We start from the raw sequence: 20,176 nt of genomic DNA, 5'->3' as shown, positions 1-20,176 counted from the left end.
CGCTTCTACTTTTCCGTCTCGACCAGGCCGCGCACGAACAATTTCTGCATGGCGACGACGACGAACACCGGCGGCAGCATGGCCAGCACGGCAGTCGCCATCACGATCGGCCATTCGGTCAGCGCATCGGTAGTGGTGATCATCTTGCGGATTCCGACCTGGATGGTCTGCATGTCGTCGCGCGTTGTGATCAGCAGCGGCCAGAGATATTGATTCCAGCCGAGGATGAAGAGGATCACGAACAGCGCCGCCATGTTGGTGCGCGACAGCGGCAGCAGCGTATCCCAGAAGAAGCGCAAGGGTCCGGCACCGTCAATGCGCGAGGCCTCCAGCAGCTCGTCCGGCACGGTCATGAAGAACTGGCGGAACAGCAGCGTCGCGGTGGCCGACGCGATCAGCGGCAGCGCGAGGCCAGCATAGCTGTCGAGCATGTGTAGATCGGCGACGATCTTGTAGGTCGGATAGATGCGCACCTCGACCGGCAGCATCAACGTGATGAAGATGATCCAGAAGATCGCCATCCGGAACGGAAAGCGGAAATAGACGATCGCATAGGCCGAGATGATCGAGATCGCGATCTTGCCGATCGCGATTGCCAGCGCCATCACCAGCGAGTTCAGCATCATGTTGCCGACGGGCTCGCGAGTCGAGCCGCTCGTGCCGACGAAGATGGTCTTGTAGTAGACCTCGAAGAAATGGCCGCCCGGCAGCAGCGACATCTGCCCGTTCGCGATCAGGGCGTTGTCCTGGGTCGAGGCGACGATCGCGATGTAGACCGGGAATGCGACGATCGCGATCCCGATCCAGAGAATCGCGTGGGCGACGTAGCGCCGAAAGCCCTCTTCTTCGACCATCAGTAGGTCACCTTGCGTTCGACGAAGCGGAACTGGATTCCCGTCAGCACGATGACCATGACCATCAGGATCACCGACTGCGCCGCCGAGCTGCCGAGATTGCCGCCGAGCAGGCCGTCGGAATAGACCTTGTAGACCAGCGTGACCGTCGATGTGCCGGGACCGCCGCGGGTCATGGTGTCGATGATGCCGAAGGTGTCGAAGAAGGCGTAGACGATGTTGACGACAAGCAGGAAGAAGATCGTGGGCGACAGCAGCGGGAACGTCACTGTCCAGAACCGCCGCATCGGGCGGGCGCCGTCGATCGCGGCGGCCTCGAACACGCTTCGGGGGATGGCTTGCAGGCCGGCGAGGAAGAACAGGAAATTATAGGAGATCTGCTTCCACGCCGCGGCGAGGATGATCAGCCCAGCCGCCTGGTTGCCGTCAAGCAGCGGATTCCAGTCGACGCCCAGGTTGCGCAGATAGCGCGACAGCACGCCGAGCGAAGGATGCAGCATGAAGATCCAGAGCACGCCGACCACGGGCGGCGCCACTGCATAGGGCCAGATCAGCAGCGTGCGGTAGAGCATCGAGCCACGCAGCGGCTTGTCGGCCATCACGGCGAGCAAGAGCGCGAAGGACAGCGACGAGACGGCGATGGCGAACGAAAAGACGAACGTACGGACAACCGCCTCGAAATAGGCCGGGTCCTTGAACAGGTCCTGATAATTCTCGAACCAGACGAAGCTTGTCGACAGACCGAAGGCGTCCTGGAGCAGGAAGGATTGGATCACCGCCTGCGCGGCCGGCCAGTAGAAAAAAATCAGGACGATCGCGAGCTGCGGCGCAACCAGCGCGTAGGGCAATAGTTTTGCTTGGAAAATGGCTTGCTTTTGCATGATGTCAGCAGAAGCGGCAGGCCGGGTCGCGGCCTGCCGCTCGTCGCCTCACTTGACGGCGGTTTTTTCGAACTGCCGCAGCATCGTGTTGCCGCGCTCGACGGCAGCATCCAGCGCCTGCTTGGCGGTCTTCTTGCCGGCCAGCGCCTGCTCGATCTCTTCCGACCAGACGTCACGCAGCTGAACCATGTTGCCGAGGCGCAGACCGCGCGAATTGTCGGTCGGCTCCTTGTTGGTCAGCTCGATCAGCGGGGTCTCGAGATAGGGCTGATCCTTGTAGAAGCCCTCTTCCTTCGCCTTGGCGTAGGCCGCCTTGGTGATCGGCAGATAGCCCGAGGCCTTGTGGATGTAGACCTGGCGATCGGTGTCGGAGAGGAAGGTCAGGAACTTCGCGACACCCTTGTATTCGTCGGCCGACTTGCCGCCCATCACCCAGAGCGAAGCGCCGCCGATGATCGAGTTCTGCGGCGCGCCCTTGACGTCCGGATAGTATGGCATCGGCACGGCGGTGAAGTTGAACTTGGCCTGCGCCTTGACGTTGCCGAAGAACGCCGACGAGGTCAGGTAGATCGGGCATTCGCCGGAGGTGAAGCGGCCTTCGCCGGTGTTGGTGCGGCCGGCATAGTCGTAAGTCTTGGTCTTCTGCAGCTCGACCAGGGTTTCGAGATGCTTGACCTGGAGCGGGCCGTTGAACTCCAGCACGGTGTCGAAACCGTCGAGGCCGTTGGCCTTGCTGGCGAGCGGCACGTTGTGCCAGGCGGAGAGCTGCTCGAGATTGACCCAGGTGACCCAGGAGCCGGAGAAGCCGCAGGTGTCATGACCCGCTGCCTTCAGTTTCTTGGCGGCCTCGAACGTTTCGGGCCAGGTCTTGGGGATCTCGACGTTCGCCTTCTTGAGCTCGTCGAGGTTGACCCACATGACGGTCGACGACGAGTTGAACGGGAACGACAGCATCTCGCCCTTCGAGGTCGAGTAGTAGCCGGTGATGGCGGGCAGATAGATCTTGGGGTCGAACTTCTCGCCGGCCTCGGCCATCAGCTTGTAGACGGGTTTTACGGCGCCGGTCGCGGCCATCATGGTCGCGGTGCCGACTTCGAACACCTGCATGATGTGCGGGGCGTTGCCGGCGCGGAACGCCGCGATGCCGGCGTTCATCGTATCGGGATAGTTGCCCTTGTAGGTCGGGATCACCTTGTAGTCGGTCTGCGAGGCGTTGAAGTCGGTGGCGAGCTTGACGATGACGTCGTTGTTGGCGCCAGTCATCGCGTGCCACCACTGGATTTCGGTCACGGCCAAGGCCGGCGATGCGCCCATGCCGATTGTGATCGCAACTGCGGCAGCCGCCCCAAAGTGTCGAAGAGCCRTCAAGTAAACCTCCCTTGGCCGTCAAAAAGAAGCGCTTGCGCTAGCAGCGCCATATGACGTTCACATGACTGTGTAAGCGGGAGAAACGAAAGCAGCAAGCGCGGCCAAAAGGGAAGCCGTCAAATAGGCGAATGCCGAGCGCGCAGCCTCCTCCGTTCGCGGCGCACATGCGTGCCCGCGCCGCAGTGCGGCATTTGCTCGGGTGAGGCGGCGAGGGCGTTTAGCGCTTGCGCTCGGGGCCGCAGACGGTGCCCTTTTCGACCATCGCGTCGATCTCCGATTTGGAGTAGCCGAACTCGCCCAGCACCTCCTGGGAGTGCTGGCTGAATTTCGGCGGCAGGCGGCGCAGGCTCGGCTTGCTGCGATCGAGCCGGATCGGCGAGGCCACGCCCTTGTACCAGTCCTTCTCGATGACATCGCCGCGGGCGATCGTGTGCGGGTTGGTCAAGGCCTGGTCGATCTTCTGCACGGGACCTGCGGGCAGGCCGGCGGCGAGCAGACGATTGCACAGCGGCTCGGCCTCGTGCTGGCTGAACACGGCGGCGAGCTCGGCGCGCAGCGCCTCGCGATTGGCGATGCGGTCCTTGTTGCGGGCAAAGCGCGGATCGGTGCCGAGCTCAGGCTTGCCGATTTCCTTGGCGAGCTTGCGGAAGGTGCCGTCATTGCCGACACCGATGAAGATGTCGTCGGTCCTGGTCGGGAAGATCGCGTAAGGCACGAGGTTGGGATGCTCGTTGCCGGTGAGCGACGGCGGCTTGCCGTGCATGAAATAATTCGCGGTGTGCGGATGCATGATGGCAAGGCCGGTCTCGTACAGCGTCGTCTCCAGGAACTGGCCCTGGCCCGAGCGCTGCCGCTCCGACAGCGCCATCAGGATGCCGATCGCCGCATAGAGGCCGGTGGTGATGTCGACCAGCGGCACGCCGATCCGCATCGGTCCGCTCTCGGGAGAGCCGGTCGCCGCGATCATGCCGGTCATCGCCTGGATGATGGCGTCATAGCCGGGATTGCCGCCGCGCGGACCGTCGGCGCCGAAGCCGCAGATCCGGCAATGCACGAGGCGCGGGAATTTCTTGCTGAGCACATCGTTGCCGATGCCCCATTTCTCCAGCGTGCCCGGCTTGAAATTCTCGATCAGGACGTCGGCTGTCTCCAGCATCTTGAGCAGCACGATTCGGCCGCCCTCGGAGGCAAGGTCGAGGCCGATCGAGCGCTTGTTGCGGTTGATGCCGATGAAATAGGCCGCGTCTTCCTCGTGGAACGGAGGGCCCCAGTCGCGCACCTCGTCGCCGGCGGGCGGCTCGACCTTGATCACGTCGGCGCCGTGGTCGGCGAGGATCTGGGTGCAGTAGGGGCCGCCGAGCACGCGCGTGAGATCGATGACGCGCAGTCCGCTCATTGCGCCCAAAACGGCTTCAGTCATGCCTTCGCTTCCCCTGTGTCGATCATTGATCACAGGCCTAGCGAGGTTTTTTTGCGCCAGCAATGGCTTGGTGCGTAGGGGCGTATGCGGTGCCGCCGCACAATCCCGCGGCGTGGCAAAACAACAAAACAAAGGGAAGCGGCCGGCCCGAGGGGGATCTCGGGCCAGCCAATCCGCCGTTTGATCAGACGACCGTCAGGCGAACGTCGACATTGCCGCGCGTGGCATTGGAGTAGGGGCACACCTGGTGGGCCTTCTCGACCAGCGCCTCTGCTTCCGCGCGGGCGAGGCCCGGCAGCGAGACGGCCAGATCGATGTCGAGACCGAAGCCGCCGGCCGAGCGCGGGCCGATGCCGACGGTGGAGGTGACCGAGGCGTCAGCCGGAACCTTCGGGCCGCCCTGCGAGGCCACGAACTTCATCGCGCCGATGAAGCAGGCGGCATAGCCGGCCGCGAACAGCTGCTCGGGATTGTTGCCGGCGCCGCCGCCGCCGCCGAGTTCCTTCGGGGTGGTGAGCTTGACGTCGAGCGCGCCGTCGAGGGTCGCCGCATGGCCGTCGCGGCCGCCGGTGGCCTTTGCGCTGGTCTTGTACAGGACGTTTACCGACATTTTCGTCTCCTCAGGTCTTCGGGTTGGGGTGGAACCTACATCGCAAACAATTAGATTGCGCGCAATTGAAATCTGCATGCCTCACATTTAATTGTTCGCAATTGAATGTACGGCCGCCCGGTCCCAGAATGGAGGAAACCGCGTGAGATTCTCGATGCCCCGGAAATTATCGGCGCTGGACCCGCAGCGCCTCGACAATCAGATCTGCTTCGCGGTCTATTCGGCCGCGCATGCCTTCAACCGGGTCTACAAGCCGCTGCTGGACCGGCTCGGCCTGACCTACCCGCAATATCTGGTGATGCTTGTGCTGTGGGAGCGCGACGACGTGCCGGTCAAGGACATCGGCGAAAAGCTGTTCCTGGATTCGGGCACGCTGACGCCGCTGCTCAAGCGCCTCGAGGCCGCCCACCTCGTCAGGCGCACGCGCTCGCGCGAGGACGAACGTCAGGTGCTGATCGCGCTGACCCCGCAGGGCCATGCCTTGAAGGAAAAAGCGCGCGCCGTGCCGCAATCGATCCTGGCGGCGTCGGATTGCTCGGTCTCGGAACTGGTCGCGATGAAGGACGAGATCGTGGCGCTGCGGGATCGGTTGAATGCGGTGATCGGGGAGTAGGGGGGGGCGGCGAGCTCAATCCTCTCGTACCTCGCCGCGAGTTTCTCTCCTCAAAGCCGCTTCTTTGCAAATGCGCGGCCCGAAGCCGATTTCAGATATTTCTCGAACGCAACAGCCTTAGCCTCATCGCTGAAAGCGATGTAGGTCTTGATGCGCCATGGGCCATACTTTGATGTATGTGGCACTTCGCCGGCGTTGTGCTTTGCGAGCCGGGCTCGCAGATCATCAGTGATGCCGATGTAGAAATGGCCGGAATCGAGGCTTTCGAGAATGTAGACGTACTTCATCCTATCCCCCGCCTTGCGCAGTGGATGGACAGTATCTCTCAGGATCAGCTTTTGCCGAGGCCCGGCTTCGCCCTTCGGGCTACGCCGCGGCAGCCTTCGCTACGATAGGGCTTGCCGAGCCGAAGCTGGCGAAGCCAGCGAAGGCTGGTGGAGCCAGGCGGGATCGAACCGCCGACCTCTTGCATGCCATGCAAGCGCTCTCCCAGCTGAGCTATGGCCCCTTAGTCTTCCAGTTGGGAGGATCCTGGTGGATCACTCCCGACCGCCGAGCCTGGTGACTCGCGCGGTGCACCCTTTTTCACAGATCAGGGCTGATCTCAAGTCTCTTCATCACCTCCGACATCACCAATGATGTCCGTGACGTCCTCATCGCCCTCTTCGTCGTCGGCGATAAAGGTCGAATCATCGTCGTCATCGTCCTCGATGGTCTCGTCGACCTCGATGTCGTCCTCGGATTCGGGCACCGCGGCCTTGACCTTGCCGGTGTTTTCCTCGGCGTCGGCCTCCTCGAGCGAGACCTCTTCGACTTCTGCCGGCTCCGGCGTGGTGTCGGCAGCCGGCGTGTGGCGAGGTTCGGCGCCGCGAGTCGCGCGGGCCGGCGCCACAGGCGCGATCGGGACGACTTCGCCGGTATAGGGCGAGATCACCGGATTCTTGTTGAGGTCATAGAACTTCTTGCCCGTGGTCGGGCAAATACGTTTGGTTCCGAGTTCGGACTTGGCCACGGCAGGAATCCTGGGAATGTCTGAAAAGCGGTGTTTCACTTGGCTAGTTGGCGGCCCGCTGTCAATAGCGCATTACGGGAGAAAGACATGCCCGTGACGGCGGGCAGACCTTGTGGTACCTGCCCCGCGAGCCCCGCAGGGACGTTTCGGGCCTATCCAAGGACACAAACTTGACTGATTCCGACAAGCCGACGCCGCTTCAGTCGCGCGCAAGCGGTCCCCTGACCGGGAAAGTACGGGTCCCCGGGGACAAGTCGATCTCCCACCGCGCCCTCATCCTGGGCGCGCTCGCGGTCGGCGAGACCCGGATTTCGGGCTTGCTCGAGGGCGAGGACGTCCTCAACACCGCCAAATCCATGCAGGCGCTGGGCGCCAGGGTCGAGCGCACCGGCGATTTCGCCTGGAGGGTGAACGGCGTGGGCGTCGCCGGCTTCGCCGAGCCCAGGGCGCCGCTTGATTTCGGCAACTCCGGCACCGGCTGCCGGCTCGTCATGGGCGCCGTCGCCGGCTGCCCGATTTCGGCGGTTTTCGACGGTGATGCCTCGCTGCGCAGCCGGCCCATGCGCCGGATCCTCGACCCGCTCGAGAAGATGGGCGCCAAAGTGGTGTCCGGCGGCGAGGGCGGCCGTCTGCCGCTGACCGTCCAGGGCGCGCGCGATCCGCTGCCGATCACCTACAAGACCCCGGTCGCCTCGGCCCAGATCAAATCCGCCGTGCTGCTGGCGGGCCTGGCCGCGCCCGGCACCACGACGGTGATCGAGACCGAGGCCAGCCGCGACCATACCGAGCTGATGCTGAAGCACTTTGGCGCCGACATCACCTCCGCGCAGGAGGGTCAGCACGGCCGCCGCATCACGCTCGTTGGCCAGCCCGAGCTGCACGGCGCCACCGTCGTTGTGCCCGCCGATCCCTCTTCGGCGGCCTTCCCGGTCGTCGCGGCGCTGATTGTCGAAGGCTCGGATGTCGTCCTGTCCGACGTGATGACCAATCCGCTGCGCACGGGCCTGTTCACCACGCTGCGTGAAATGGGTGCCTCGATCGAGGAAAGCGAAGTCCGGGGCGATGCCGGCGAGCCCATGGCGCAGCTGCGCGTGCGCGCGTCGAAACTGCGCGGCGTCGAGGTGCCGCCGGAGCGCGCGCCCTCGATGATCGACGAATATCTCGTGCTGGCGGTGGCGGCTTCCTTCGCCGAGGGCACGACCATCATGCGCGGCCTCCAGGAGCTGCGCGTCAAGGAATCCGATCGGCTTGAGGCCACCGCCGACATGCTCCGCGTCAACGGCGTCAAGGTCGAGGTCTCCGGCGACGACCTGATCGTCGAAGGCCGCGGCCATGTCCCCGGCGGCGGCACAGTCGCCACGCACATGGATCATCGCATCGCGATGTCCGCGCTGGTGATGGGCTGCGCCTCCGACCAGCCCGTGACCGTCGACGACACCGCCTTCATCGCCACCAGTTTCCCGGACTTCATCCCGATGATGCGTTCGCTTGGGGCCGAGTTTTCATGATCATCGCCATCGACGGGCCCGCGGCCTCGGGCAAGGGGACGCTCGGCAAGCGCCTCGCCCACCATTACGGCTATCGTCATCTCGATACCGGCGTCATTTATCGCGCGGTGGCCTACGCCGTGGTGGAATCCGGTCATGATCTCCGGGACGAGGCGGCTGCGGTGCAGGCTGCGCTGGAGCTTGATCCCGAAAAGTTCGGCAATCCCGCCCTGAAGACCCAGGAGGCCGGCGAGGGCGCCTCGATCGTCTCGGCGATCCCCAGGGTTCGCGAGGTCCTGCTCAATTTCCAGCGGCAATTCGCCGCCGATCCGCCCGGCGCCGTGCTCGACGGCCGGGACATTGGAACCGTGATCTGCCCCCATGCCGACGTGAAGATCTTCGTCGTGGCCGACCCCAGGGTCCGCGCCCACCGCAGGACCATGGAGGCCAAGGCGAGGGGCGAGGAGGCGGACGAGGCGGCGGTGCTCGCTGACATCATCCGGCGCGACGAGCGCGACAAGAACCGGCCGATTGCGCCCTTGAAACCGGCCCCGGATGCTTACTTGCTAGATAACTCCCAACTGGATATAGAAGGCGGCGTCCGGGCCGCCATCGACATTATCGAGGCCGTCCGAGCGGGCCGGTCGCGGGGTTAAGCCGCCGCCGTCATTGGAGGAAGCGCCCGCTCCCGCTCTTTGAGGTCGATAACCCCGGTCCCCTGTTTGGGCCCGGCGCGATCCAGGCTCCGGACCAAGATTTCCACGTATCGAACGCGCGGGCCTCAGCCGGCCCGCCTCCGCTGTTCCGCCTCCATGCCGGAGCAACGAGCGGTCGCTCGAAGGTCTTGCGGACCTTCCGACACTGCGTGTGCGATGCGCCCATGAACCCAACGGCCGGCACGACATCCGCAACTGGAGAACAAATGGCTTCGATTTCTGCTGATACCTATAGCCCGTCGCGCGACGATTTCGCCGCGATGCTCGACGAGTCCTTCGCAGGTGGCAACCTGCAGGAGAGCTCCGTCGTCAAGGGCAAGGTGGTTGCAATTGAAAAAGACATGGCCGTCATCGACGTCGGCCTGAAGACCGAGGGCCGCGTTGCCCTGCGCGAATTTTCCGGCCCCGGCCGTGAGAGCGAGATCAAGGTCGGCGACGAGGTCGAAGTGTTCCTCGATCGCATCGAGAACGCCCTCGGCGAAGCCGTGCTGTCGCGCGACAAGGCGCGCCGCGAAGAGAGCTGGGGCAAGCTCGAGAAGGCCTTCCAGAACAACGAGAAGGTCAACGGCGTCATCTTCAACCAGGTCAAGGGCGGCTTCACCGTCGACCTCGACGGTGCCGTGGCCTTCCTGCCGCGCTCGCAGGTCGACATCCGTCCGATCCGCGACGTTGCGCCGCTGATGAACAACTCGCAGCCGTTCCAGATCCTCAAGATGGATCGCCGCCGCGGCAACATCGTCGTCTCCCGCCGCACGGTGCTGGAAGAGACCCGCGCCGAGCAGCGTCAGGAGCTGGTGCAGAACCTCGAAGAGGGGCAGGTCATCGACGGCGTGGTCAAGAACATCACCGATTACGGTGCGTTCGTTGATCTCGGCGGTATCGACGGTCTGCTGCACGTCACCGACATCGCGTGGCGCCGCGTCAACCACCCGACCGAGGTGCTCTCGATCGGCCAGACCGTGAAGGTCAAGATCATCAAGATCAACCACGAGACGCACCGCATCTCGCTGGGCATGAAGCAGCTGCTGGACGATCCGTGGCAGGGCATCGAAGCCAAGTACCCGCTGGGTGCCCGCTTCACCGGCCGCGTCACCAACATCACCGACTACGGTGCGTTCGTCGAGCTCGAGCCGGGCATCGAAGGCCTGATCCACGTCTCCGAGATGTCGTGGACCAAGAAGAACATGCACCCCGGCAAGATCGTTTCGACCTCGCAGGAAGTCGAAGTGCAGGTGCTGGAAGTCGATTCCGTCAAGCGCCGCATCTCGCTCGGCCTCAAGCAGACCATGCGCAACCCGTGGGAGGTCTTCGTCGAAGGTCACCCGACCGGTTCGGTGGTCGAAGGCGAGGTCAAGAACAAGACCGAGTTCGGTCTGTTCCTGGGCCTCGAGGGCGACGTCGACGGCATGGTCCATCTCTCCGACCTCGACTGGAAGCTTCCGGGCGAGCAGGTGATCGACAACTACAAGAAGGGCGACGTGGTGAAAGCCGTGGTGCTCGATGTGGACGTCGAGAAGGAGCGTATCTCGCTCGGCATCAAGCAGCTCGAAGGCGACCCCTTCGCCGAGCCGGGCGATGTCAAGAAGGGCGCGGTCGTGACCTGCGAAGTGCTCGAAGTGAAGGAAAGCGGCATCGAGGTGAAGATCACCGGTACCGACTTCTCGACCTTCATCAAGCGTTCGGAGCTCGCCCGTGACCGCAACGACCAGCGCGCCGAGCGCTTCGCCGTCGGCGAGAAGGTCGATGCTCGCGTGATCCAGTTCGACAAGAAGGCCCGCAAGGTCCAGGTGTCGATCAAGGCGCTCGAAGTCGCCGAAGAGAAGGAAGCCATCGCGCAGTACGGCTCCTCCGATTCGGGGGCGACGCTCGGTGACATTCTCGGCACCGCGCTCAAGAACCGCGACAAGTAAGCGAAACGCCTGTTTCGCAACCATCAAAGCCCCGGCGTAAGCCGGGGCTTTTTTGTTGCGGCGTGCTCCGCTGTCGTCCCGGGGCGCGCGACTTGTCCGCCGTAGCTCGAAGAGCGAAGGCGGAAGCGCGAGCCCGGGACCCATAGCCACAGGATCGAGTTTGGCGAAGACTCGTGGTTACCAACTCGCGCGACAACTTCTCCCTGGGGGTATGGGTCCCGGCGCCCGTGCGCAATTGCGCACTAGGCGGGGATGACATTGAGTGCTTGGCTACCATCCGGCCTCGCGCAGCCTTGTTTTCTTCAAATTACGCCGCAATTGATGTATCCAGATAAGCCAATGGTCACGCTGTGACGGCACAACGCGCCCAGCCTTTCATTTGGAGATATTCCGATGTCGCTCGATTCGGACATCATCGTCGATCGCCGCAGGATTCGTCGCAAGCTGACGTTCTGGCGCGTGATGGCTGCGCTGATCGCGATCGCGGCGATCGCGGGCGTCGCGCTGATCGCAACACCCGGTGCGCGCGGCACGTTCGCATCCGCCGGCTCGATCGCGCGGGTCCAGATCGATGGCCTGATCCGCAGCGACTCCGATCGCACCCAGGCGCTGGAGCGACTGGAGAACTCGCAGGCCGCCGCCGTCATCATTCACATCAACTCGCCGGGTGGCACCACCGCCGGCTCCGAGCAGCTTTATGACTCGCTTGTGAGGCTGAAGGCGAAGAAGCCGCTCGTCGTCGTGGTCGAAGGCCTCGCCGCGTCCGGCGGTTACATCACCGCGATTGCGAGTGACCACATCATTGCCCAGCAGAGCTCGCTGGTCGGTTCGATCGGCGTGCTGTTCCAGTTTCCCAACGTCACGGAGCTGCTGAAGACCGTCGGTGTGAAGGTCGAGGAGGTGAAATCCTCGCCGCTGAAGGCCGCGCCGAACGGTTTTGAGCCGACCAGCCCCGAGGCACGCGCCGCGCTCGATGCGCTGGTGAAGGATTCCTATGCCTGGTTCAAGGGATTGGTGAAGGAGCGGCGTGGCATGGATGACACGCAGCTCGAAAAAGTCGCCGATGGCCGCGTCTTCACCGGACGCCAGGCGATCGATCTCAAGCTGATCGATCAGCTCGGCGACGAGAAGACCGCCGTGACCTGGCTGGTCGAGCAGAAGGGCGTCAAGAAGGGCCTCACCGTCCGCGATTACAAGCTCCAGCCCCGCTTTGGCGATCTGCCGTTCCTCAAAACGGCTGCCGTCGTCACGCTGGAAGCGCTTGGTTTAGGCTCGATTGCGCATCAGATCGGGCAAACCGGCGTCGCGCAGGCCGTCGATCGGCTCGGAATGGATGGAATGCTGGCCCTGTGGCAGCCGGCTGCGTCAAATTGATGGAACCGGGCGAGCTTCAGAGGCTTTTCCCGTCTGGCGGGTAGCGGGGCAGCCCGCTTTTTCGGCATTTGTCACGCATTTTCCCGACGCTCAACCTTCATTTAGCGTCTTGACAGATCACAGTATTTTCACGGAAATGGTCATCCGCACGCTTCCGGGTCCTATCTCTCGATGATCAAATCCGAACTTGTTCAGCGTATCGCCGAGCACAACCCGCATCTGTACCAGCGGGATGTCGAGAACATTGTGAATGCGATTCTCGAAGAGATCGTAGCGGCTCTCGCGCGCGGTGATCGCGTCGAGTTGCGCGGCTTCGGTGCCTTCTCGGTCAAGCATCGCCCTGCGCGCGCAGGGCGCAATCCGCGCACCGGCGCCCATGTACCCGTCGATCAGAAGAGCGTTCCGTTCTTCAAGACCGGCAAGGAAATGCGCGAACGGCTGAACCGCGACCATCCGGATCCAGGCGCGCCAGACTGAGACCGGCGTCAGGGTTTTCCGCGGTCGCGAGCGATGCGGCCGGAAGCTTGATTCAAGGCGAGCGAAGCGAGATGCGAAAGTTCCTGACCGCGCTGATCGTGATTCCGCTGGGCCTGATCCTGGTGACCTTTGCCGTCGCCAACCGGCATTTCGTCACGGTCTCATTCGATCCCTTCATTACGAACGACCCGTCATTCTCGGCGACGTTGCCGCTGTTCCTGCTCCTCATCCTGGTGGCTGCCCTCGGGGTCCTCGCGGGCGGCTGCGCGGTCTGGTTCGGCCAGCGGCGATGGCGGCGTGCGGCGCGCCGGAATGATGCGGATGCACGGGCTGCCAGGACCGAATTGGCCGATCTGCGGGCTCAGGCGGCCGCAGCGAAGCCCCAGCCCCAGCGCCTCCCCGTTCCCTCCGGGGTTGGCCTTTACGGGCCCATCGGGCGAGACAAGCAGCGCGCGACGTTGTAGAAGCGGCCGCAACCGAAAACCCGGTTTTCCGGCCGCAGACCCGCGGCCTTCACCTGCTTTGAGACCATGTCCCTGCTCGTCAAAATCTGCGGCCTGTCCACGCGCGAGACGCTCGAAACAGCGCTCGACGCCGGCGCCGACATGGTGGGGTTCGTGTTCTTTCCGCCGTCGCCGCGGCACGTCTCTCTGGAGCTTGGCCGCGACCTCGGCCGCCAGGTGAAGCGGCGCGCGCTCAAGGTCGCGCTCACGGTCGATGCCGATGACGCCACGCTCGACAACATCATGGACGCGTTGTCGCCGGATATCCTTCAACTCCACGGCAAGGAGAGCGTCGCACGCCTGCGCGACATCAAGCAGCGGTTCGGCCGTCCGGTGATGAAAGCGGTGCCGGTCGCAACCGCCGCCGATCTCGCCGTGCTGCCTGGCTACGCAGAGGTTGCCGATCGCATCCTGTTCGACGCGCGTGCGCCTAAGGACGCGACACGCCCGGGCGGCCTCGGCGCGGCCTTCGATTGGCATCTGCTCGAAAACCTGGAACTCAAGCTGCCGTATATGGTCTCGGGCGGACTTGATGCCCACAACGTCGCCGAGGCTCTTCGGGTCACGCGCGCCGGCGGTGTCGACGTCTCCTCCGGTGTCGAGAGCGCCTCCGGCGTCAAGGATCCCGAGATGATCAAGGCCTTCATTCGCGCCGCGCGCGCCACCCAAGATGCAAGTCAAGAGTTGAGCGTTCGATGAACATCGCCAAACCAAATTCCTACCGCAGCGGTCCCGACGAGCGCGGGCACTTCGGCATTTTCGGCGGCCGCTTCGTCGCCGAAACCCTGATGCCGCTGATCCTGGATCTGGAGAAGGCCTACACCGCGGCCAAGGCCGATCCGGCCTTCCAGGCCGAGATGAACGGCTATCTCAAGAACTATGTCGGCCGGCCTTCGCCGCTCTATTTCGCCGAGCGCCTCACCGAGCAGCTCGGCGGCGCCAAGATTTACCTCAAGCGCGAAGAGCTCAACCACACCGGTTCGCACAAGGTGAACAACGTGCTCGGCCAGATCATGCTGGCACGGCGCATGGGCAAGAAGCGCATCATCGCCGAGACCGGCGCCGGTCAGCATGGCGTTGCCACCGCGACGCTGTGCGCGCGTTTCGGCCTCGAATGCGTGGTCTATATGGGCGCCGTCGACGTCGAGCGGCAGCAGCCCAACGTCATCCGCATGGAGATGCTGGGCGCAACCGTGGTCCCGGTGCAGTCGGGCACGCGCACGCTGAAGGACGCCATGAACGAGGCGCTGCGCGACTGGGTCACCAACGTGCACAACACGTTCTATTGCATCGGCACGGTGGCGGGCCCGCATCCCTATCCGACGCTGGTGCGCGACTTCCAGTCGATCATCGGCAACGAGACCAAGACGCAGATGCAGGAGGTCGAGGGACGCCTGCCGGATTCGCTGGTCGCCTGCATCGGCGGCGGCTCGAACGCGATGGGCCTGTTTCATCCGTTCCTCGATGATCCCTCCGTTGAAATTTTTGGCGTCGAAGCCGCCGGCCATGGGCTCACGCAATTGCATGCGGCCTCGATCGCGGGCGGCCGTCCCGGCGTGCTGCACGGCAACCGCACTTATCTCTTGATGGATGCGGACGGCCAGATTCAGGACGCGCATTCGATCTCCGCCGGCCTCGACTATCCCGGCATCGGTCCCGAGCATTCCTGGCTGCACGAGATCGGCCGCGTCAACTATCTCTCCGCGACCGATGACGAGGCACTCGCGGCATTCCAGCTGCTGTCGCGGCTCGAAGGCATCATCCCCGCGCTCGAGCCCGCGCATGCCATCGCCAAGGTGATGGAGCTCGCGCCGAAGCGGCCGAGAGATCACCTGATGGTCGTCAATCTCTCCGGCCGCGGCGACAAGGACGTCCCGCAGGTCGGCGACATCCTGAGGGGCAAGAGCAAGTGACCACGCGTATCGATACCCGTTTCGCTGAGCTGAAGAAGCAAGGCCGCTCGGCCTTCGTCACCTATGTGATGGCCGGCGATCCCGATCTCGCGACGTCGCTCGATATCGTCAAGGCGCTGCCCAAGGCAGGCGCCGACGTCATCGAGCTCGGCATTCCCTTCACCGATCCGATGGCGGATGGTCCCTCGATTCAGGCTGCAGGTCTGCGCGCGCTCAAGAACGGCATGACCTTGAAGAAGACGCTGGAACTGGTGCGCGACTTCCGCAAGGACGACAACGTCACGCCGCTGGTGCTGATGGGCTATTACAATCCGATCTACATTTACGGTGTCGACAAGTTTTTGGCCGATGCCAAGACGGCCGGCGTTGACGGCCTGATCATCGTCGATTTGCCGCCGGAGGAAGACGACGAGCTCTGCATTCCCGCGCTGAAGGCGGGCCTGAACTTCATTCGCCTCGCGACCCCGACCACCGACGACAAGCGCCTGCCCGCGGTGCTCGCGAACACATCAGGCTTTGTCTACTACGTCTCTATCGCCGGCATCACCGGTGCCGCGGCGGCGGATGCGAATGCCGTCGGTGAAGCTGTCGCGCGCATCAAGCGGCATACCAAGCTGCCGATCTGCGTTGGTTTTGGCATCCGCACGCCAGAGGCGGCGCGCGCCATTGCCGAGAAGGCCGATGGTTCGGTGGTCGGCACGGCACTGGTCGATGCACTCAAGAACAGCCTCGATGCCGAGGGTCGCGCGACCGCCAAAACCGTTAACGCGGTAGCCGAGCTGACCGCGGCCCTGGCCCAGGGCGTCAAGGGCGCGAAAGCTGCGGCGGAATAGGCCATAATTCCGCTTCTGGGGCGGGCGAACACGGCGGCTTGCCGGGCAGAGGCCCGGCCGCCATATATCCTTCAGGCGGCCCTTTCGCGGGGCTCGCACATCGGAGCAAACCATGAACTGGCTTACCAATGTGGTCCGGCCGAAGATCCGCAACATGCTGCGGCGAGAGACGCCGGAGAATCTGTGGATCAAGTGCCCGGATTCCGGACAGCTCGTGTTCTACAAGGACGTCGAGGCCAACCAGTTCGTCATCCCCGGCTCGAACTACCACATGCGCATGGGCGCGGTGGCGCGTCTGAAGTCGATCTTCGACAACGAGACCTGGTACGACGTCGCGCTGCCCGACGTCACGCCCGATCCGCTCAAGTTCCGTGACGAGAAAAAGTACGTCGACCGCATCAAGGATGCCCGTGCGCGCACCAATCTGAACGATGCGATCAAGGTCGGCTATGGCAAGCTCGAAGGCGCCGCCGTCGTCGTTGCCGTGCAGGATTTCGATTTCATGGGCGGCTCGCTCGGCATGGCCGCGGGCGAAGCGATCGTGCGTGGGCTGGAGCTCGCCGTCGAGAAGAAGTCGCCGTTCGTCGTGTTCGCCGCCTCGGGCGGAGCCCGTATGCAGGAAGGCATTTTGTCGCTGATGCAGATGCCGCGCACCACGGTTGCCGTGCAGATGCTGCGTGAAGCAAAACAGCCCTACATCGTCGTGCTGACCAACCCGACTACCGGCGGCGTCACCGCGTCCTATGCGATGCTGGGCGACGTGCAGATCGCCGAGCCCGGCGCGCTGATCGGCTTCGCCGGCGCGCGCGTGATCGAGCAGACCATCCGCGAGAAATTGCCGGAAGGCTTCCAGCGTGCCGAATATCTGAAGGATCACGGCATGGTCGACATGGTCGTGCATCGTCACGAACTGCGCCCGACCTTGGCGCGGCTGTGCCGCCTGCTGACCAAGGCGCCGGCGCAGGAAGGCGCATCGAAATCGGTGCAGCCGGTCGTCAGTCCGGCGCAGATCGTCTCGGCCGCCGAGACGGCGCCGGCCGCGCCGCACGCGTGAACGCGTCCTCTGACAGCGCAAAGCCGCCGCTCGGTGAATTGATCGGGCGGCTGTCGGCCCTGCATCAGAAGCGTATCGATCTCGGGCTTGAGCGGATGCACCGCCTGCTCGAGCGGCTCGACCACCCCGAACGCAAGCTGCCGCCGGTGATTCACATTGCCGGCACCAACGGCAAGGGCTCGACGCTCGCTTATCTGCGCGCGACGCTGGAGGCCGCCGGTCTGCGTGTCCATGCCTACACCTCGCCCTATCTCGTCCGCATCAACGAATGCTTCCGGCTCGGCCGCGTCGGCGGCGGGGTGCTGGTCGGCGACGATGAATTGCGCGCGGCGCTGGAAGAGGTCGAGCGCGTCAATGCCGGCGAAGCCGCGACCGTGTTCGAGCTGAAGACGGCTGCGGCGTTTCATCTGTTCGCACAGAACCCGGCCGATGTGGTGCTGCTCGAAGTCGGCCTCGGCGGCCGGCTCGATTCGACCAATGTGGTCGACACGCCGGCGGCCTGCGTGATCACGCCGATCAGCATGGATCACATGGATTTCCTCGGCGATACGCTGACCTCCATCGCCGGCGAGAAGGCCGCGATCATCAAGCGCGGCGTGCCCGTGATTTGCGCCGAGCAGACGGGCGAGGCGATGGCCGTGATCGAGGCGCAGGCGAGGCGCATGCGCGCGCCGCTGTTCGCCGCGAACGAAAGCTGGCACGTCAATGTCGAGCATGGACGCCTGGTCTATTCCGACGAGCGCGGCCTGATGGATCTGGCGGCGCCGCGCCTGTTCGGCCGTCACCAGTTCGACAATGCCGGCCTTGCGATCGCGACGCTGCGCGCGATTCCGGCCTTCAAGGTCAACCAGGCGGCCTTCGAGGCAGGCATCGTCGGCGCCGAATGGCCGGCGCGGATGCAGCGCATCACCTCGGGCGAGCTGCTTGCGCTCGGACCGCAGGGCTCGGAGATCTGGCTCGACGGCGGCCACAATGCCGAAGGCGGGCGCGTTGCAGCAGCCGCGCTCGGCGATCTCGAAGAGCGGGTCTCGCGGCCGCTGGTCGTGATCGCGGGCATGATGGCCAACAAGGACGCGCAAGGTTTTCTCGCCAATTTCGCCGGCCTGACCCGTCACATCATCGCGGTGCCGATCCCCGACACCGAAAATGCAATGCCGGTCGACCGCCTCGCGGATGCCGCGCGCAGCCTCGGCATGCGCGTCGAGAGCGCGCCCGGCGTCGAAGCCGCGCTGCGCGGCCTGGCGAAGCTCGCCTACGAAGTGCCGCCGCGCATCCTGATCACCGGCTCGCTTTATCTTGCCGGCCATGTGCTGGGCATCAACGGCACGCCTCCTGCATAGTCGGTCTCGTGTCCCGGACGCGGTGCAGCGTGCAACGCTGCTCCGCAGAGCCGGGACCTAGAATGCCGCAACATGGGCCCCGGCTCTGCAGCGCACCGTTTCACGCTGCGCTGCGTCCGGGGCAAGAGAGACTACCAATGCGCTTTGCCGCGATCGCCGACGTTCACGGGAACCATCTCGCGCTGGAGGCGGTGCTTGCCGACATCCGTGCGCAAGGCATCGCCGACATCGTCAATCTCGGCGACATGCTGAGCGGCCCGCTCGATGCGCGCCGGACCATCGAGATCCTGATGCAGCTCGACGCCGTGCACGTGCTCGGCAATCATGACCGCTACCTGCTCGACCGCCCGCCGGAAGAGATGGGCTCGTGGGACCGTCCCGCCTACGAAGCGCTCAACGCCGCCCAGCTCGACTGGCTGCGCGCGCAGCCGATGACGCGGGTGTTTCGTGAGCAGGTCTTCCTCTGCCACGCGACGCCGGATGATGACGAGGTCTATTGGCTCGATACCGTGCATTCCGACGGCACGGTGGCGCTCTCGCCGCTCGACCGCATCGAGCAGTTCGCGCAAGGCATCACCCAATCGCTGATCCTCTGCGCCCACACCCATCTTGCCCGCGCGGTGCGGCTGCGCGACGGCCGGCTGATCGTGAACCCCGGCAGCGTCGGCAGCCCCGGCTATCGCGACGTGCATCCATTCCCGCATGTCGTCGAAGCCGGCACGCCGCACGCGCGCTACGCGATCCTCGAGCTTGTCGGGAGTGCATGGCAGGTGACGTTCCGGCACGTCGCATATGACCACGAGGCGATGGCTGCACTCGCGCGCCGCAATGGCCAGCCGGAGCTGGCGAATGCATTGGCGACGGGGTGGATCGGATAGAGGCGCTTCGTCCCGGTTGCCTCGACTCCTTAATAGGCGCGCTTATTATGAGCGTACATATCAAAGAGGGCAGCGTGCGATGAACGACGACAATGTCTGGCGGGGCGAATACGCGGTCGAGACGTCGGCAGCCCCGGAGACGATCTGGAGCATCTTCCGCGATGTGCCCGGTTGGAAAACCTGGAACGCAGGTATCGAGCAGATCGACATTGACGGGCCATTTGCGGCCGGGACCTGGTTCACGATGAAGCCTCCCGGCGAGGACGCGCTGCGCTCGCAGCTGATCGAGGTCCGCGAGAACGCGTGCTTCATCGACGAAACGCGGGTCGGCGATCTCGTCATCAAGGTCGCCCATCGCATCGAATCCCTTGGGGCAGGACGCACGCGCATCGTTTACGCCGTCGACGCGCGAGGGCCGCAAGCGTCCGAGATCGGTCCGGCCGTCGCGTCGGACTTTCCCGATGTTCTCGCCAGCCTCGCCAAACTCGCCGAAACGAGATCGGCGTGATTGCCGTCGAGCAAAAATAAAACGGCCGGCGGGTGGCCGGCCGTTGAAGAATTCTCAGTTACACGCGAAGCGGATCAGACCGCGGAGGTGATCCACTGCTGCAGCTTCGCCTTCGGCGCCGCGCCGACCTGGCGGGAGGCCATCTCGCCGCCCTTGAAGATCATCAGCGTCGGGATCGACATCACGCCGTATTTCGACGCGGTCTTCGGGCTCTCGTCGACGTTGAGCTTCACGATTTTGACTTTGTCGCCCATCGCGCCGGCGATCTCGTCGAGCGCAGGTGCGATCATGCGGCAGGGGCCGCACCATTCGGCCCAGAAATCGACGACCACGGGGCCGTTCGCCTTGAGCACTTCGGCTTCGAAATCGGTGTCGGAAACCTTGCCAACGGCCATGGGAGTACCTCACTCGGTTGAAAGAATCGG

22 protein-coding genes and 1 tRNA gene are annotated in these 20,176 nt (G+C 64.3%); 14 read left to right on the top strand and 9 right to left on the bottom strand.

Annotation, left to right across the window (positions count from 1 at the left end; genetic code table 11):
* Nucleotides 1-5: 5 nt before the first annotated feature.
* The 5 genes from ugpE to AB4Z51_RS10155 form a co-directional block, all read right to left on the bottom strand.
* The gene (ugpE, locus tag AB4Z51_RS10175) at nucleotides 6-854 is read right to left on the bottom strand and encodes a sn-glycerol-3-phosphate ABC transporter permease UgpE (RefSeq protein ID WP_063980180.1); all 849 of its coding nucleotides are present in this window, start codon (nucleotides 852-854) and stop codon (nucleotides 6-8) included.
* Nucleotides 854-1,735 carry a sn-glycerol-3-phosphate ABC transporter permease UgpA gene (gene ugpA, locus AB4Z51_RS10170; RefSeq protein ID WP_063980179.1) on the bottom strand — a complete coding sequence of 294 codons (882 nt, stop codon included), beginning with the start codon at nucleotides 1,733-1,735 and terminating at the stop codon, nucleotides 854-856. Before ugpA ends, ugpE begins: the two co-directional genes overlap by 1 nt.
* A gap of 48 nt (nucleotides 1,736-1,783) precedes the next feature.
* Nucleotides 1,784-3,103 carry a sn-glycerol-3-phosphate ABC transporter substrate-binding protein UgpB gene (gene ugpB / locus AB4Z51_RS10165; protein WP_441497362.1) on the bottom strand — a complete coding sequence of 440 codons (1,320 nt, stop codon included), beginning with the start codon at nucleotides 3,101-3,103 and terminating at the stop codon, nucleotides 1,784-1,786.
* A 217-nt stretch (nucleotides 3,104-3,320) separates the two neighbouring features.
* Nucleotides 3,321-4,523 carry a CaiB/BaiF CoA transferase family protein gene (locus tag AB4Z51_RS10160; protein WP_135214037.1) on the bottom strand — a complete coding sequence of 401 codons (1,203 nt, stop codon included), beginning with the start codon at nucleotides 4,521-4,523 and terminating at the stop codon, nucleotides 3,321-3,323.
* 184 nt (nucleotides 4,524-4,707) lie between these two features.
* Nucleotides 4,708-5,133: an organic hydroperoxide resistance protein gene (locus tag AB4Z51_RS10155; RefSeq protein WP_014490914.1), complete on the bottom strand. Its 426-nt coding sequence runs from the start codon at nucleotides 5,131-5,133 to the stop codon at nucleotides 4,708-4,710.
* A 154-nt stretch (nucleotides 5,134-5,287) separates the two neighbouring features.
* Between AB4Z51_RS10155 and AB4Z51_RS10150 the strand changes: the two genes are divergently transcribed.
* Entirely contained in the window at nucleotides 5,288-5,746 is a 459-nt protein-coding gene (locus AB4Z51_RS10150) for a MarR family winged helix-turn-helix transcriptional regulator (protein WP_028149792.1), read from the top strand.
* 50 nt (nucleotides 5,747-5,796) lie between these two features.
* Here AB4Z51_RS10150 and AB4Z51_RS10145 read toward each other — a convergent pair whose 3' ends face one another.
* The 3 genes from AB4Z51_RS10145 to AB4Z51_RS10135 form a co-directional block, all read right to left on the bottom strand.
* Entirely contained in the window at nucleotides 5,797-6,033 is a 237-nt protein-coding gene (locus AB4Z51_RS10145) for a GIY-YIG nuclease family protein (protein ID WP_166063842.1), read from the bottom strand.
* Between the two features lie 145 nt (nucleotides 6,034-6,178).
* Nucleotides 6,179-6,254: transfer RNA gene (locus tag AB4Z51_RS10140), tRNA-Ala, on the bottom strand.
* A gap of 96 nt (nucleotides 6,255-6,350) precedes the next feature.
* Nucleotides 6,351-6,758: a TIGR02300 family protein gene (locus AB4Z51_RS10135; RefSeq protein ID WP_063980175.1), complete on the bottom strand. Its 408-nt coding sequence runs from the start codon at nucleotides 6,756-6,758 to the stop codon at nucleotides 6,351-6,353.
* A 170-nt stretch (nucleotides 6,759-6,928) separates the two neighbouring features.
* Here AB4Z51_RS10135 and aroA point away from each other — a divergent pair, with 170 nt between their 5' ends.
* From aroA to AB4Z51_RS10070, 13 genes are all read left to right on the top strand, one after another.
* The gene (gene aroA, locus AB4Z51_RS10130; protein WP_063980174.1) at nucleotides 6,929-8,266 is read left to right on the top strand and encodes a 3-phosphoshikimate 1-carboxyvinyltransferase; all 1,338 of its coding nucleotides are present in this window, start codon (nucleotides 6,929-6,931) and stop codon (nucleotides 8,264-8,266) included.
* On the top strand, nucleotides 8,263-8,901 hold the full coding sequence (cmk, locus tag AB4Z51_RS10125) for a (d)CMP kinase (RefSeq protein WP_063980173.1): 639 nt from the start codon (nucleotides 8,263-8,265) through the stop codon (nucleotides 8,899-8,901). The genes aroA and cmk overlap by 4 nt, the downstream gene beginning before the upstream one ends.
* Before the next feature lie 266 nt (nucleotides 8,902-9,167).
* Nucleotides 9,168-10,871 (top strand): 30S ribosomal protein S1, encoded by a 1,704-nt coding sequence (rpsA, locus tag AB4Z51_RS10120; protein WP_063980172.1) that lies wholly within the window; start codon nucleotides 9,168-9,170, stop codon nucleotides 10,869-10,871.
* 393 nt (nucleotides 10,872-11,264) lie between these two features.
* The gene (sppA, locus tag AB4Z51_RS10115) at nucleotides 11,265-12,245 is read left to right on the top strand and encodes a signal peptide peptidase SppA (RefSeq protein WP_085405021.1); all 981 of its coding nucleotides are present in this window, start codon (nucleotides 11,265-11,267) and stop codon (nucleotides 12,243-12,245) included.
* Nucleotides 12,246-12,416: 171 nt separating this feature from the next.
* A complete protein-coding gene (locus AB4Z51_RS10110; RefSeq protein WP_007598410.1) occupies nucleotides 12,417-12,722 on the top strand; it encodes an integration host factor subunit beta in 306 nt (101 codons plus the stop codon).
* A 71-nt stretch (nucleotides 12,723-12,793) separates the two neighbouring features.
* Nucleotides 12,794-13,186, top strand: coding sequence for a lipopolysaccharide assembly protein LapA domain-containing protein (locus AB4Z51_RS10105; RefSeq protein WP_135214038.1), 393 nt, complete (start codon nucleotides 12,794-12,796; stop codon nucleotides 13,184-13,186).
* A gap of 66 nt (nucleotides 13,187-13,252) precedes the next feature.
* A complete protein-coding gene (locus AB4Z51_RS10100; RefSeq protein WP_135214039.1) occupies nucleotides 13,253-13,924 on the top strand; it encodes a phosphoribosylanthranilate isomerase in 672 nt (223 codons plus the stop codon).
* The gene (gene trpB, locus AB4Z51_RS10095; RefSeq protein ID WP_135214040.1) at nucleotides 13,921-15,138 is read left to right on the top strand and encodes a tryptophan synthase subunit beta; all 1,218 of its coding nucleotides are present in this window, start codon (nucleotides 13,921-13,923) and stop codon (nucleotides 15,136-15,138) included. Before AB4Z51_RS10100 ends, trpB begins: the two co-directional genes overlap by 4 nt.
* On the top strand, nucleotides 15,135-15,971 hold the full coding sequence (gene trpA / locus AB4Z51_RS10090) for a tryptophan synthase subunit alpha (protein ID WP_135214041.1): 837 nt from the start codon (nucleotides 15,135-15,137) through the stop codon (nucleotides 15,969-15,971). Before trpB ends, trpA begins: the two co-directional genes overlap by 4 nt.
* A gap of 112 nt (nucleotides 15,972-16,083) precedes the next feature.
* Entirely contained in the window at nucleotides 16,084-17,025 is a 942-nt protein-coding gene (gene accD, locus AB4Z51_RS10085) for an acetyl-CoA carboxylase, carboxyltransferase subunit beta (RefSeq protein WP_135214042.1), read from the top strand.
* Nucleotides 17,022-18,365, top strand: a complete 1,344-nt coding sequence (locus AB4Z51_RS10080; protein ID WP_135214043.1) for a bifunctional folylpolyglutamate synthase/dihydrofolate synthase — start codon at nucleotides 17,022-17,024, stop codon at nucleotides 18,363-18,365. The genes accD and AB4Z51_RS10080 overlap by 4 nt, the downstream gene beginning before the upstream one ends.
* 137 nt (nucleotides 18,366-18,502) lie before the next feature.
* Nucleotides 18,503-19,243 carry a metallophosphoesterase family protein gene (locus AB4Z51_RS10075; RefSeq protein ID WP_135214044.1) on the top strand — a complete coding sequence of 247 codons (741 nt, stop codon included), beginning with the start codon at nucleotides 18,503-18,505 and terminating at the stop codon, nucleotides 19,241-19,243.
* A gap of 79 nt (nucleotides 19,244-19,322) precedes the next feature.
* Entirely contained in the window at nucleotides 19,323-19,751 is a 429-nt protein-coding gene (locus tag AB4Z51_RS10070; RefSeq protein WP_135214045.1) for an SRPBCC family protein, read from the top strand.
* A 74-nt stretch (nucleotides 19,752-19,825) separates the two neighbouring features.
* Here AB4Z51_RS10070 and trxA read toward each other — a convergent pair whose 3' ends face one another.
* Nucleotides 19,826-20,146, bottom strand: coding sequence for a thioredoxin (trxA, locus tag AB4Z51_RS10065; RefSeq protein WP_007598398.1), 321 nt, complete (start codon nucleotides 20,144-20,146; stop codon nucleotides 19,826-19,828).
* Nucleotides 20,147-20,176: the final 30 nt, after the last annotated feature.

It is taken from the genome of Bradyrhizobium sp. 2TAF36 (assembly GCF_052114925.1).
Taxonomy (GTDB): Bacteria; Pseudomonadota; Alphaproteobacteria; order Rhizobiales; family Xanthobacteraceae; genus Bradyrhizobium; species Bradyrhizobium barranii.
The sequence above is the reverse complement of the archived record's forward strand: the minus strand, read 5'-3'. Positions and strand labels throughout refer to the sequence as shown.

Excerpts from the sequence above, each read along its gene's own strand:
- ugpE (WP_063980180.1), bottom strand. The coding sequence starts at position 854 with ATGGTCGAAGAAGAGGGCTTTCGGCGCTACGTCGCCCACGCGATTCTC.
- ugpA (WP_063980179.1), bottom strand. The coding sequence starts at position 1,735 with ATGCAAAAGCAAGCCATTTTCCAAGCAAAACTATTGCCCTACGCGCTG.
- AB4Z51_RS10160 (WP_135214037.1), bottom strand. The coding sequence starts at position 4,523 with ATGACTGAAGCCGTTTTGGGCGCAATGAGCGGACTGCGCGTCATCGAT.
- AB4Z51_RS10155 (WP_014490914.1), bottom strand. The coding sequence starts at position 5,133 with ATGTCGGTAAACGTCCTGTACAAGACCAGCGCAAAGGCCACCGGCGGC.
- AB4Z51_RS10150 (WP_028149792.1), top strand. The coding sequence starts at position 5,288 with ATGCCCCGGAAATTATCGGCGCTGGACCCGCAGCGCCTCGACAATCAG.
- AB4Z51_RS10145 (WP_166063842.1), bottom strand. The coding sequence starts at position 6,033 with ATGAAGTACGTCTACATTCTCGAAAGCCTCGATTCCGGCCATTTCTAC.
- cmk (WP_063980173.1), top strand. The coding sequence starts at position 8,263 with ATGATCATCGCCATCGACGGGCCCGCGGCCTCGGGCAAGGGGACGCTC.
- rpsA (WP_063980172.1), top strand. The coding sequence starts at position 9,168 with ATGGCTTCGATTTCTGCTGATACCTATAGCCCGTCGCGCGACGATTTC.
- sppA (WP_085405021.1), top strand. The coding sequence starts at position 11,265 with ATGTCGCTCGATTCGGACATCATCGTCGATCGCCGCAGGATTCGTCGC.
- AB4Z51_RS10110 (WP_007598410.1), top strand. The coding sequence starts at position 12,417 with ATGATCAAATCCGAACTTGTTCAGCGTATCGCCGAGCACAACCCGCAT.
- AB4Z51_RS10105 (WP_135214038.1), top strand. The coding sequence starts at position 12,794 with ATGCGAAAGTTCCTGACCGCGCTGATCGTGATTCCGCTGGGCCTGATC.
- AB4Z51_RS10100 (WP_135214039.1), top strand. The coding sequence starts at position 13,253 with ATGTCCCTGCTCGTCAAAATCTGCGGCCTGTCCACGCGCGAGACGCTC.
- trpB (WP_135214040.1), top strand. The coding sequence starts at position 13,921 with ATGAACATCGCCAAACCAAATTCCTACCGCAGCGGTCCCGACGAGCGC.
- accD (WP_135214042.1), top strand. The coding sequence starts at position 16,084 with ATGAACTGGCTTACCAATGTGGTCCGGCCGAAGATCCGCAACATGCTG.
- AB4Z51_RS10075 (WP_135214044.1), top strand. The coding sequence starts at position 18,503 with ATGCGCTTTGCCGCGATCGCCGACGTTCACGGGAACCATCTCGCGCTG.
- AB4Z51_RS10070 (WP_135214045.1), top strand. The coding sequence starts at position 19,323 with ATGAACGACGACAATGTCTGGCGGGGCGAATACGCGGTCGAGACGTCG.
- trxA (WP_007598398.1), bottom strand. The coding sequence starts at position 20,146 with ATGGCCGTTGGCAAGGTTTCCGACACCGATTTCGAAGCCGAAGTGCTC.